Raw genomic sequence first — 12382 nt, 5'->3', positions numbered from 1 at the left:
CGCCGTTGACGTCCCGGCCGCCTTCGATCAGCTCTAGGGCGAGACGTAGATCGACTCGTATGGGGAGAGTCCGGTGCCCTCGAAACCGTAGACGACGTACGGTGTCTCGATTTGGTTGTCCGGCGGGAAGACGAGGTAGGCGTTCTCCGGGACCTTGACGAGTCCGCTGCCCGCGGTCGCGATGTATTCGACGACCAGAGTCGTGCCCGACGCGTCGACGTAGTGGGCCGGGAAGCCCCACTGGTTGGTCGCCGCGTTGATCGCGGTCATGAAGGCTGAGGCGTCTCCGGTGAACTGAACAGCGGCGTACCGCTGCGGTGTCTTGACGTAATAGCTCGTCATCTCCGCTCCGATCCTCTTGAGGTAACCGGAGTCGCCGGCAGCCCGGGGCCTGTTACGGGATCGGGCGAGGCGCTGGCATCGCCAGCGGAACCCCCGGGTTCATCACCGCGCGGGCCGGGTGGCGCCGAACGCCTTTCCGATGCTGTCCACCCGAACGGGTTTGCCGAAGTCCGGCGCGTTGATCATCGAACCGTTCGAGACGACGAGCCCGACGTGAGTGATGTGGCTCGGACTGCTCCCGAAGAAGACGAGATCCCCTGGCTGCGCACGATCTGTCGCGATTCGTGGTCCCGCGACGTACTGGGTCTGCGCGGTACGCGGCAGATCGATGCCAGCCGAGGCGTAGGCCGCCTTGGTCAGCCCCGAGCAGTCGAAGCCCCGATCGCCGTTGGCCGGACCGTCACCGCCCCAGACGTAGGGCAGGCCGAGCTGGTCGCACGCGAAGGCGATCGCAAGCTGCGCCGCGTGGTTCGGTGCCTGCACGGCACCGCAGTTGTAGCGCTGCGCCTGTGCGAGCACCTTCTGGACGTACCACTCGGCGTGGTTGTAGGCGAAGATCGCGCCGTGGAGATCCCGGCCGTCGCGGGCTCCGGAGTCGCAGAGGTAGGCCGCGGCGGTGTAGATCGCGTCGTGCGGGTTGTACCGCGACGGCGGACGCGCTCCGCCGGGCGCGATCGGGTGCCGGGCGACGACGCTGTCGAAGGTGGACTGCAGGAACTGCATCGGACCGCCGGCTCCGGCGCTGTTGCTGCCGCTGTGGATGCCGGGCAGCTTGGCACGGCCATGATCGGTTTCGATCTTGCCGATGGCGGCGAGGATCGACCAGTCGAGCCCTGGGCAAGTCTGTGCGGCCTGGCGATAAAGGACAAGGTAGTCAGCCGGAATGTCCGCGACCAGACCGGTCGTGGGCGCGGCTGCGGAGCTAGTGTCGCCTGGCCCGGCGAGCGAGGTCAGCAGGACGACGACGATCAGCACGCAGACCGCGGGCGGCCCGAACAGAAGCAGCGCGGCGAGACAGCCCCAGCGGCCGGGGTGTTCACGGACCTGACCTCGCGCGATCTCGGCCGCCCGCAGGGCGAGTAGCGGGTTCATCGCCCGCTTCCCGGGCTACTGAGCCGATCACGTAGTCGCTGTGCCCACGGCGCGGGCGGCGGGAGCATCCCAGGAGGCAAGGATTCAGCCGCCGGTACGGACGGCTTCGCAGGTCGGCGACTGCCGACCGCGGCCGCCAGATCGGTGCCGGTGAACTCCGGTGCCCGGCTGACCGGCGACGGTGTCGCGGCGGCGACCTCAGCGTCGAGGTACGTCGGCGGCCCCTGCCGCTGCCGGTCTGGGCGGTCGCTGAGCGCGGATAGCGCAGTGGTGGCGGCCTGCCACGCCGGCACTGCACCCGTCGCCGTGCCGAGGTTGCCGGCGTAGACGGCCGAGTAGGCCTTCGCGGCGTCGGCGCGGCGAGCCAGCGTGGCTTTTGCGACACCGGCCTTCGCAGTAAGGGCCGTCTGCGCACGCTGAGCGGCTTGGGGCCACGAGACCGGCGCCCCCACGGTGTACTTGAGCACCTTCCCGCCGGCCTGCCCACCGGCGCGGCCCGCAGTGACCAGGCGATCCTTTAAGCGCCCGACCGGGGCGAAGGTCTCCGCGAACGCCGAGGTCCCGGCCTTCACCGTCCGAGCGAGTCGAGCCGGGCCGGCGGGGACGACCGGCGTCGGCAACGCCTTCGGAGCCCGGCCGGGCTGGCCCAGTCGCTGCAACCGGGAGCTGACCTGGCCCCGGACACGCTGAAGGTTCGCGGCGAGGCGTTTGCGGAACAGGAAGCCGGAGAAGACGACCAGGTCGATCACCGCGAACCGGACGAGCTGGGGACCGAGGTCGGCCAGCATGAGGGTCCGCAGCAGCACGGTCATGACGGCGAGGAAGGCCATGCTGGCCAGGAGCTTGGCGATGGTGGCGGCGACCGAGCTGACCCGGTAGGCAAGCTGGTGCTGCATCGAGGGCACCAACGCGGCGACCAGCGCAAGTGCAAGCAGCAGCCCCTCGAACAGCAGCAGGTACGGGGCGACGACCTGGACGGCGTTCAGGCAGATCACCAAGATCGCGAACAGCAGCATCGCGATCGCATACAGCCAAGCCCCGAGCGCGCGATCGCCGTCGGCGACCTCGTTGTACTTGCCGTAGTCCCCCGGGCAGCCGTCGAGCTCCCGGGCCTTGGTGCTGTCGTCCTTGCCGGACCAGGGCCCGTCGTCGAGGACCTTCTTGACCGAGTACTGACAGGCCCCGGCGATGCCTTTGACGCGGCTGATCGGCGTGCCGTAGTTGAGCGTCTCCCACGGCGTGATCAGCAGGTTGTCGATGAACGCCTGCCCGATCGGCGCGGCCGGATTCCCGGTGCCGCCGGGTTCCTGGCCCATGATGACGCTGGAGACGTCGGCTCCGAGCTCTCGGCTGAGCGAGAGGACGCCGTCGTCGCCGATGAGGACGTCGACGGGGTGGGTGAGGATCGCGATGGCGAGGACGTTGACCGCGATGGCGGACGCGGTTTCCCGCCATGCTCGTGTGGTGAGACCACGGAAGAACAGCAGGCCGAGGTAGCAGGTGGCGATGAGCATCGCGATCTCGCGTAGCTTCAGCTCGCCGATGACCGAGGTCTGCCAGATGCCTTCGAGATCGCGGGCCGGTGCTTTGATCCAGTCGAAGACCTGGGTGGAGGCGGCCCATTCGGTGAACCAGACCGAGAACCCGACCGCGTATTTGCCGACGGCGAAGCCGATGTTGCCCAGCCACAGCCAGATCGCCGGCATCGGGTTGTCCAGCAGCGATGGCAAGTTGGCGAAGAGGTCGTAGTTGTGCAGGTCGCGGCCGTACCCGTCGTCGATGCTGAAGATGCCGCCAAGGTGAACGTGATGACCGGGGTCGTCCTGCAGCGGCAGCGGCGGCGCGTCCGGATCCGGCTGCGGCGACGTTGGCTGATTGCCGGGTACCCACAGGCACGTCGGATACGGCTCGCACGGGTCCTGCGGGCGCGGCGTGGTCGGAAACGGCGGTGAACCCGGCGGATTCGGCGGCAACGGAAGCGTTTGCGCCATCCCGACGTGCGGCAAAAGCAGTCCGATGAGGACGATCACCGTGACGAGTGTGAGCACGCGGGTTCCGCCAGTCGTGCGCTTCATCGCCAGTCGCCTCCAGTCGCTGTGTCCTGTTGAGACACGGCGCGCGGAGCGACGTTCAATGCGCCTGGTGGCCCCGGGTGACGGTCGGCGTCGTCAGGACGGCGTCCGGCAGCGCGCGGTACGGCTGGGTGAGGACCTTGACCTTGCCGACGCGGCCGGCGTGGTCACGCACGAGGAACTCTCCCGCCCGGGCTCGGCGCTCGTCTTCGCCGCCGGCTGGGTTCAGCGGGGCCAGGTCCTTGGTGACGATCTCGTGATAGCGGGCGTCAGCGGGGTCGACGCCGAGCCAGGCCAGGCCGTTGCGGGCGAGTCCGTTGTCGCGGTGGCGGCCGAGGAACCGCACGGCGATCAGGCCGCGCAGGACGTCGTCGCCGAGGTCCTGCGGTGCATGCGACCCGAAGGCGGCGTCGGCGCCGTGCTTGCGGCCATCGCGGACGAACTCGAGTGCGATCTGCTGGCCCTCCGGGGTGCCGGTGACGTTGTAGGCCTCGTCGCAGATGAACTCGCCCCAGCGTCCAGGCGTAAAGCAGATCTCCTTGGCGATTGCGGCGATCAGAAGGTGGAAGGCACGGCCGAACAGCTTGCGCGGCGGGATCCTGGCAGCCATCCGCTCGTTGCTCATCTCCAGCGCGCTCGGCAGCGGGATCTCGTTGGTGCAGAACACGACCATGTCCGCATCGAACAGGTCCACCGGCGCGAGATCGGGGTCGAAGATCGGGCGGGTGATCGGGTCGCGCCGTAGCCGCTCGAGCCGGTCAGCCAGTGCGCGGGCCGCCGGGTCGCGGCCGCCATGCTTTCGGAGCGTGTCGACAAGTCGGTTACTGGAGGCGCCGGGCTGGCCGCTGACGTCGTCGAGGCCGCGGCCGAGGGCGTCCCGCTCGGCGGAGTTGGACTCCAGGTCGAGCCAGGACGCGAAGAAGGTCTCGGCGATGCCGGTGCTGGACTTGCCTGCGGTGCGGAAGACGCGCAGCGGGTCGCACGAGTGTCGGAGCTCAGCCGCGGCAGGGCGGTCGTCGAGGCTGGGGTCGATGATGTCGACGATCTGTGCATTCCCCGGCAGCGCGCCGGCGACCGGCACCCATTCACGACTGCGGGTCCGATCGATGACAATGACGCGGCCATCGAGCATCAGCCGCACGACCGCGGCGACGTTCTTCAACACGACCGACTTGCCGGCGCCGAGCTCGCCGATCACGGCGATGCCGCCAGAGGAGTCATGCGTCGGCCCGTAGGTCGGATCGAGCAGGAACGGGGCGATGGCGCCGCCGTCGACGGTCAGCCCGAACAGCGCGCCAGCCGGATCCCCGAAGTCGGTCGCCGACACCGGCAGCAGCATCGCGGCGTCGGTGGCGAGGAGGTTCTGGCTGCATTCGCGCACCACCATCGGCGTCCGGCTGCCCGGCAGCAGCGCCTGATACAGCTGCCGCTGGCCGCCGAGCGGACGTTCCCACCGGTACTCCCCGCCCAGGAACGCCTGCCGCAGCGCTTTGGCGCGGGCGTCGGCATCGCGGGCGGTGGCGCCCCAGACGCACGCGACGACGCCGACTTCGAGGTCAATCTCGGTGGAGCTGGCGCCGAGGCGGGCGTTCTTGTGCTGGATCTCCTCCTGCGCCGAGACGACGTCCGCCGGGACGCCCGCGGTGTCGCCGGCGTGCTCCTCATCCTGGCTCATCAGATCCCGGGTCCGCCGCCGGTTGACCGCCCGAGCGTCCTCGTTGGAGCGGGCGGTGATCCGCAACGCGTAGTCAACGCCGAAGCCGATGTCGGCCAGCCGCGCGAGGATCTCGTGGCCGGGGAAGGTGAACGCGCGCGGCATCTCCGCCAGGACGAGGTAGGCCTGGTAGCTGGTGATGGCGCCGTCGTCGTGCGGGGTCACGCACTTGACGAACCGGCGGTTCAGCAGCCCGAGCGGTCCCCAGCCCTGCCGGTCCGCGGGCGGGTCGGTGCGGCCGCCCTCGTCGAACACACATGAGCGCAAGGTCGTGATCCGGGCGCGGCCACTCCCCCGTCGCACGGTCGCGCCGGTGTTGTGCACTGCGGCCGCGCGGTCGAGCTCTGGCTCGTCGACGCCGCGGACCGGTGCGCGGCAGAGCCACCACAGCAGCTCGGCCTCTGTTGCCGGCCGCATCGGGATCGCGCCCCCCAGCTCCTGCGCCGCTACCCGAGCCCGCTCTCGACCGGCTGCGACCGCGGCTGCTGACGCCGGTCGAGCTGGAAGACCGAGCTGGTCGCCCAGCGCTGCGCTCGTCGCGCGGAGCATGGCCTGGGTGGCTTCTTTCCAGCCGTGCCCGGACAGGGGCTTGGCGAGCCAGTAGCTGCAGCCGAGGACGTCAAGGGTGTCGAGCTGGTCCCAGGCGTTGTGGACGGTCTCGGCCCAGTGCGGGTTCGCGTCGAGGTTAATGCCTTGGAGGCAGCGTTGGACGATCGCGTGGGCGTGGACTTGCTCGCACAGCGAGGCGATCATGACCTCGCCCCGTAGGGACTTCATCAGCGTGACGGTGCGGTCGTAGAGCTCGCGCAGCTGGCGGCCGGTGGAGCGGGCGCTTTCGTGCGGCAGCAGCCGCCACACCGCCCACGTCGAGCCATCGACGCAGAACAGCAAGTTGCCCGCCACATCGGTCACCGGCCTTTCCATCACCGCTCCCGGGCCTGGGCCAGCACCAACTGCAACGGCGAGGCCGGTGTCTGCTCCACATCCCTGTCCGGCAAGTGCACGTACAGGCTGGTGCGGGTCCGTTCGGGTCGTGCCGGCCGATACGGACGACGGCCGAGCGTGCCGGCCCTTGGCGCGAGCAGGTGGGCGCCGAGCCCGACCAGCCAGCCCAGCGGCGTCCGCGACTCGATCCGGGCGCGCCGGAGGAACACTGCCGACAGCGGCAGTCCCCAGCGGGCCGGACCGAGCCAGTCCAGCAGCGGCAGCTTCCACACCACGACCAGCAGAACGAGGAACAGCGCGCCTTGGGTGACGGTGTAGGGGCCGCCGGGGAGGTAGCCGCCGTCGCGGCCGGGCATCCGCCCGAACATCCTCGGAAACCGCCGCGACCGTGTGTAGGAGCGGCCGACCAGCACGTCGCCGCGGCTCTTCGGCGCGCTCAATGGGTGAACCAGGCGCCGAACATGCCGGCGACCCCGTCGAGGTTGAGCAGGATGCCGAGGAAGATCGCGGCGATTACCCCGTACTTGATCGCTCGGGTGAAGTTCCCGCGGGTACCGATCAGCAGCCCGATCCCGCCGACGATCGCCGCCAGCAGGATCAGCCGGCGGACGGACTGGTCACCCCAGGCCAGGTTGGTGTCGACCCAGGACTTCACGTCCGCAGCAAGCACGATCATCAGACGTTCTCCTCGGCCTCAGCGGCCCGCGATCAGCGGCGCCGGATCGATGCGATTGATCTCCCACCGGCCCGCCCGCGCGATCAGCGTCAGCGCGTAGTCGACCGGGGTGTTCTGGCCGGTGGCGTCCCATCCCCGGGCATGAGTGAGGCTGTGGATAACCGTCCCGTCGACCGGCCGAGCGGCCTGACCCGGCTCGAACTTCTCGTGCGTGCGCACCTCGGCCACCTGCACCGCGGCAAACGGCGCCGGCTTCGGCAGCCCGAGGCTTGCTCCAGGGCTGACGAACCGGTCGAGCTGGCCTTGCCCCGCCAGGTAGGCGCCCAGAAACCCCGCGACCGACTGTCCGATCGGACCAGCCGGATCGGTGACCTCGTCGTAGGCGAGCACAGCAACGCCGAGCGTGCCGGGGCACGCGACTGGCGAGGGCAGCGAGGTGGCGACGTAGGCATCGCCGGTCCCGGCCATCGCGACCTGCGCGCACAGCAGCGACGCCCTGCGCTTGCCGTCCGGCTGCAGCACCAGCACGTCCCCCACCACCACGACCGACCACACACCAGGCGCCGGGGACGTCGCCGAGACGACCGCGGTGTCGACCGGAACCTGCGTTCCTGCCGCACGCTGGGACTTCATCCCCGGCGGGTAGAAGACCTCCAGCTCGGCGGAGTCGTCTCGGGTCGCCGAGAGCCAAGCGCGCACGTACATCTCCGCCCAGCCCTCCGGCGAAGCGGCCGGCGCGGGTGCGCCGCCGTCCCGCAGCGGCGGCACACCCGCTGGCTGGAGAACGACCAGTCCGGCGATGGTCAGCAGCGGACTGGCCAGCACGGCCAGCCACGCCACGACCCGGCCGACCCGGCGAGTCGCGCCACGGATCGCGGACTCGGCATCTGCGTCCGGCAACAGCTCATCCAGCACTCCTCCGCCAGAGCGGCCGCGACGACCAAGCACGACACGACCTCCTCCGCCGGTTCCGGTTGCTGCTCGAAGGCATGCACGCCGGGCCGCGGTCTGATTCAGCCGGCCCGAGGAAGCTCGTGGCCTGGGTACTCCGCCGCGGCTTCGGCCAGCTTCTCGAAGGCGCGGCGGCGGTGAAGGGTGATCGTCGGTTGGCTGAGGCCGATCAGCGTGCCGATCTGGCGGTCGGTGGCCACGCCGTCGCGGCCGGCCGGATCACCGAAGTAGCGGGTAATCAGGATGGCAGCGGAGTGCTCGTCGAGCCGCTCCTGCTCGACCGCCCACGACAGCAGCTCGAGCAACTCCTCCGAGGCGTCCACCTCCGCCGGCACTGCCGCCAACGGCCGGTGCACCTGGTCATCGTCGATGCTGACGACGTCCGCGGCGGCCTGCCCGTGGTCGACACCAAAGTCCCGCTGCGCAGCTCGCTGCGTCTCCCGCACGAGGTTCGCCGCGACATGATGCCGACGTCGCAGCGGGTAGCAGCGAGTCTGCTCCCACAGGTGCCCGATCACCGCCGCTTGGATGTCGCGGCTTTCCTCGGACGCTGACACGCCTCCGCCGGTCACCCCGCGCCGGATACCGACCGCGATACCCGCTGTGCGAGCCGCCCGGATGACGCGGCCGACGATACCCGGAACAGCCGGCAGCATCGCGTTCACGACGATCTCGGCCGCGGTGACGCCCGCGCCGTCCGGGCTTTGCGGCGTGCGCCAGGAGAGCGTGCAGCACCTCGTCGTGGCGGGCGTAGTCGCGAGTGGACAAGAGGTCGGCCAGGCTCTGGTGGCACATGATCGCCGACAGCGTCGGCTCCTCGGCGGACCACTCGAGCAGGGCCTGGTCGAATCGCGCCAATCGCGGGATTGCCGGAATTGGACCTGCAGCATCGTCAACGGGCTGTTTACAGTCGATCGGATGGTCATGGGCCGTCTCCTTCGCTCAGATGAACAAGATCCGAGCGAGCTTCCGAGGTGGCGCTCGCGCTGCTCCTGGCCCGCGCGCTTGCCCTGGCTGGGGAGCAAGCTGTAATTCACACGGTTGGGCGAAGGCGGGGCCACAGCACCACGTCGGTCCTGGGTGGCCCACCACGGACGTCGGCAAGGCCGCCCTGATGCCGCCGAAGACCCAAGCGTCAGTCGACGTGACGAAAACAGCGCCGGAACTCCACAGCGGTGGCCACCCCCAGCGCCACTCCGCCGTAGACATCGTCGGGCCAGTGCGCCGCGTGCGCGGCTGGCTATAGCAGACGATCGCCGCGAGGGTGTCACCCAAAATCCAGCCGACTGCCGCAAGATGGTGACAGCCGTAGCGCGTGCAGCGACAATTGTCGCGTGCTTGGAGGGGAACGACGGCGACCGCGGGCGCTCCGTAAGAGCACGACCCGCCGGAAGGTCACGAGCGCGGGGCCTCCCGACGGCCGACCTGCGGAGCCATTGCGTGGATCACGGTCATGCCGCTCACTTCAGCGAGCAGGCCTCTCGCTGCCGCTCGCCCGCGGCCGAGCCAGCTCAGCATTGCCCAGCCAGCAGTCCCCCGTGAGCGGCCATGCTGACGGCGATGATCAGGAGATTGAGTGGCGACTTCTTGGCAAGTCATTGACGTCGATCTCACCGCGGCCGCCGGGCTCGGCTTCCTGCACCACGCACCGGAGTTTCTCGATCCAGCCGGATACCAACCACGACGCGAACTGCAGATTCGACGTCATCCCAGCCAACTGGAGGGAGCGCCCAATTCCTGGTGGGACCACCAGCCGGTTTGGGAAGGCCGGCGCTGCACCGACCGACCGAGGTTCGGTTGCCAGTCGCCAACGCCAGCAATCAATCTGCTGGACCCGGACCGCGAACACATCCCCACGCGAGCCCGACCAGCGCAGACGCAATCTGACCTTCAGGGGCGCGGCCTGCCCGCCGCGCCCCTTCCGGCCAACGTTCAGCCGATCCGCGGATCAACCAAACCCACGATCGAGCCGATGATCGCTTGCATCTCCACCGGACGGAGGATGAACGCAAGCGTTCCTAGCGCGGCGAGCGTGACCACGAAGATCCCGCTCACTATAGTGAATCGCATGGCTTCGCGCGCCGCCTTCGGCTCACGAAGCACAAAGAGCAAAAAGGTCCACATGTTCGCTGGCCCTCGACACGACGAATTCGCCGCACTGGAAGACCGACGTCTTCGGGGACCTCGGGTAACGGTAGCCAAGTAAGTCCTCTCATCACGGGAACCGGCGTCGCACACGGACCTGCACCTCGCGCCTCTGCAAGAAGCCCGCGCACATTTGGAGTATTACCCTTTCCGTGCGTAAGCGCCAACAGTGTGACACTTGGTTGATTTGCCCCCTTTAGAGTGAAGATCACTCCAGCGGCAAGACGCTCCGTGAGATTCACGCGGGAAATCCTCCAGCCGGGCGGTAACACCTGATCCGCTTTGAGGATTAATCGCGAACTCTCACACGAAGAGCGAGAATGATCTTGCGAGTCCCCCTAGACGGCCTAACTATGTGATACGTGTCACTCTCTGGGCTGGACACCGCCAATTTCCTGTCGAGCGGTGCCCAGGTAGACCACAACAGGCCGAGGTCAGGCGTTGCCGCCATCGAATTGGGCGGCCTTGCGCGCTGCAGGAGGTTCAGTCAGACGGATAGAGGTCCAGTTGCGCAGCCGAATCATTGAGTTCGCGAGCCTCGGACAGGAGCGTCTCAAGCCGATTTCGGTCGACGCTCCAGCCGAACAACAAGCTCGCATGCCCCAGAAGAGTCAGCATCGCGATCACGGCCGCCGAGCCAACCAAGTCACTTAACGGACCTGGCGACAGCTTCGTGTGGAACCCAGCCCTCTGAGAGTCGACACGCCGGACGTGGAGGCCAGCCGTTCCATAAGCGCCGTTGACCGACCAAGTCGCAAAGCTCATCTCCACGGCCAGGCTACGATAGATGAACGAACTCTGCGGATCAGCGAGTCGACTGGGTACCGTTACGTTTTGAGCCTCGGCAGTGGCGAGCACTTCCGACTGCCGCGCAGCGACATGCTCAGCGTCAGCGCCGAATCCTGAAATCGCCTCAAGCGCCTCACGCACAGCCACACCGAAGCGCGGGCCATCTAAGTTTGCCATCTGCTCGAAGCGAGCAGCGACCATAACCAATCCATGCAGAGTCGCAAAAGCCTCGATAGGCAAAAATGAGACGATCAGCTGTCGAACTGCCTGAAAGAGCGACGTCCCCTGTCCGAATAAATTGAAGGCGAATAAAGATGCTTGCGTGTGAGATCGCCCCACTCCGCTCCCCACCGCCAAGTCCACCATCGGAATGACTGCATCGAGCAGCCTCTTGAGCGGTGAGGCAGACTCTCGCTCGACCACGATCTCTTCATCACTAATCTGCGCCGGAGCTTGACCACTCTCAAGGCGTCCGTGAACACCTAGTCGTTCTATCCGAAAGCCGATGTCGGGATGCGTTCGGACAGTCATTTTTTCCCGATGTGTAATCGTGAAGGCCGATCCCTCACGCATGACCGAGTCAACTCCCGAACTCCACACGAGTCGGGGGTAACGTTCCCCTTCCTCGGCGGGATCCTCTGCAGTCCCCGTCAAGTGTCCGCGCACAACCTTACGCAGGGATTGAACGTCCATAGGGCCGACATCGTTCAGCTTTTCCGCGATCCCCTTCGGGAGATCAAGCAAGTCCACGATAGTTCGCCGAACGTATTGAAAGGTCTTGTCAGCGCAAGCGATGGCATGTTTCGCAACGGCGTTCAGCTCCAGGATCCCGTGTTCAAGGCCGTCACTCGCCTTTTTCGCTGTTCGGTAAGTCGGCGCATCACCGCGAAAGATAACAGTCGATCGTATCCGCGCCCCCAGAAGTTCTCGCCACCTCGGATGATTCGGGTCATCCGTTACGAGGCTATGTTCATTCGCTATCTCTTCTTCTGAAACATCCGTGCGCGCGATGATTTTGCGAATTACAGCCTTGGTCAGATTCTCGGCAGCGATCCACAGATAGTTCAGCGCAAGCCACTCGCCGCCGATGTACCACTCACGCAACGCCAGCTCGTAGTGACGCAGCGCTCTGCTGATGCGCTCGTTGTCGGCCGCACCCATGAACGCCAGGCAAACCGCATCGAGGTGTGACACCTCGAGGCTGCGCCCCGGGGGCACGGGACCACGCTCTTCCGCGATGAAGACTTGAAGATAGTCGCGCTCACCACCGGAAGCGAAAGTCTCGTACGCAAGCACCACCTCCACCAGCCCGACGCGGACGTTCGCGACGAATCCGACCAAGTTGGCGATGGGTCGAGCAACATTCGGGAATTTGGCCACCGCCTCGTCCAGCGAAAGAGCGTGGCCACGCACCTCCACGACCAACTCGCGTGGCAGCTTTTTGCCTTCGTCGTCGACCCAGCGGGTAAACGCGCGAACCCGAAGGGGCTGAGAGTCGATCTCAGGCGCATACACGGACAGTTCCCAGCCGCCCTCAGGGAGGAATCTCGCTGAAGATGTCGCTTGAAGCACGACGGTGTAATCGCTTCCAGCGGCGTCCGAGGTACTCAGTTCAGACGTCGGACCGGCCTGCGGCTGGTCATTCGTGCTCATAAT

General features: G+C 67.4%; 10 protein-coding genes. All 10 read right to left on the bottom strand.

Features of this window, described 5'->3' with window-relative positions; translation table 11 throughout:
• Positions 1–33: 33 nt before the first annotated feature.
• The 10 genes from AB0N03_RS08900 to AB0N03_RS08855 all read right to left on the bottom strand — a co-directional run bounded on the left by AB0N03_RS08900 (position 34) and on the right by AB0N03_RS08855 (position 12379).
• On the bottom strand, positions 34–342 hold the full coding sequence (locus AB0N03_RS08900) for a hypothetical protein (RefSeq protein WP_364367604.1): 309 nt from the start codon (positions 340–342) through the stop codon (positions 34–36).
• Positions 343–444: 102 nt separating this feature from the next.
• On the bottom strand, positions 445–1434 hold the full coding sequence (locus AB0N03_RS08895) for an NlpC/P60 family protein (protein WP_364367601.1): 990 nt from the start codon (positions 1432–1434) through the stop codon (positions 445–447).
• Positions 1431–3509 (bottom strand): hypothetical protein, encoded by a 2079-nt coding sequence (locus tag AB0N03_RS08890; protein WP_364367599.1) that lies wholly within the window; start codon positions 3507–3509, stop codon positions 1431–1433. The genes AB0N03_RS08895 and AB0N03_RS08890 overlap by 4 nt, the downstream gene beginning before the upstream one ends.
• 55 nt (positions 3510–3564) lie before the next feature.
• Positions 3565–6132, bottom strand: a complete 2568-nt coding sequence (locus AB0N03_RS08885) for an ATP-binding protein (protein WP_364367596.1) — start codon at positions 6130–6132, stop codon at positions 3565–3567.
• A gap of 11 nt (positions 6133–6143) precedes the next feature.
• On the bottom strand, positions 6144–6521 hold the full coding sequence (locus AB0N03_RS08880; RefSeq protein ID WP_364367593.1) for a hypothetical protein: 378 nt from the start codon (positions 6519–6521) through the stop codon (positions 6144–6146).
• An 80-nt stretch (positions 6522–6601) separates the two neighbouring features.
• Positions 6602–6841, bottom strand: a complete 240-nt coding sequence (locus tag AB0N03_RS08875; RefSeq protein WP_360669511.1) for a hypothetical protein — start codon at positions 6839–6841, stop codon at positions 6602–6604.
• A gap of 18 nt (positions 6842–6859) precedes the next feature.
• Entirely contained in the window at positions 6860–7741 is an 882-nt protein-coding gene (locus tag AB0N03_RS08870) for a conjugal transfer protein (protein WP_364367590.1), read from the bottom strand.
• Between the two features lie 113 nt (positions 7742–7854).
• Complete coding sequence (locus tag AB0N03_RS08865) at positions 7855–8457, bottom strand: hypothetical protein (protein WP_364367587.1); 603 nt, start codon at positions 8455–8457, stop codon at positions 7855–7857.
• 1267 nt (positions 8458–9724) lie between these two features.
• Complete coding sequence (locus AB0N03_RS08860; protein ID WP_364367584.1) at positions 9725–9916, bottom strand: hypothetical protein; 192 nt, start codon at positions 9914–9916, stop codon at positions 9725–9727.
• A 504-nt stretch (positions 9917–10420) separates the two neighbouring features.
• Positions 10421–12379, bottom strand: coding sequence for a hypothetical protein (locus AB0N03_RS08855; protein ID WP_364367582.1), 1959 nt, complete (start codon positions 12377–12379; stop codon positions 10421–10423).
• Positions 12380–12382 lie beyond the last annotated feature (3 nt).

It is taken from the genome of Amycolatopsis sp. NPDC051061 (genome assembly GCF_040682935.1).
GTDB lineage: Bacteria > Actinomycetota > Actinomycetes > Mycobacteriales > Pseudonocardiaceae > Amycolatopsis.
Note: the sequence above shows the minus strand (reverse complement) of the source record. Positions and strands in the feature narration are given on the sequence as shown.

Bases quoted from the DNA above. Each gene is read 5' to 3' on its own strand.
- AB0N03_RS08900 (WP_364367604.1), bottom strand. From the start codon at position 342: ATGACGAGCTATTACGTCAAGACACCGCAGCGGTACGCCGCTGTTCAG.
- AB0N03_RS08895 (WP_364367601.1), bottom strand. From the start codon at position 1,434: ATGAACCCGCTACTCGCCCTGCGGGCGGCCGAGATCGCGCGAGGTCAG.
- AB0N03_RS08890 (WP_364367599.1), bottom strand. From the start codon at position 3,509: ATGAAGCGCACGACTGGCGGAACCCGCGTGCTCACACTCGTCACGGTG.
- AB0N03_RS08880 (WP_364367593.1), bottom strand. From the start codon at position 6,521: ATGCCCGGCCGCGACGGCGGCTACCTCCCCGGCGGCCCCTACACCGTC.
- AB0N03_RS08875 (WP_360669511.1), bottom strand. From the start codon at position 6,841: ATGATCGTGCTTGCTGCGGACGTGAAGTCCTGGGTCGACACCAACCTG.
- AB0N03_RS08860 (WP_364367584.1), bottom strand. From the start codon at position 9,916: ATGTGGACCTTTTTGCTCTTTGTGCTTCGTGAGCCGAAGGCGGCGCGC.
- AB0N03_RS08855 (WP_364367582.1), bottom strand. From the start codon at position 12,379: ATGAGCACGAATGACCAGCCGCAGGCCGGTCCGACGTCTGAACTGAGT.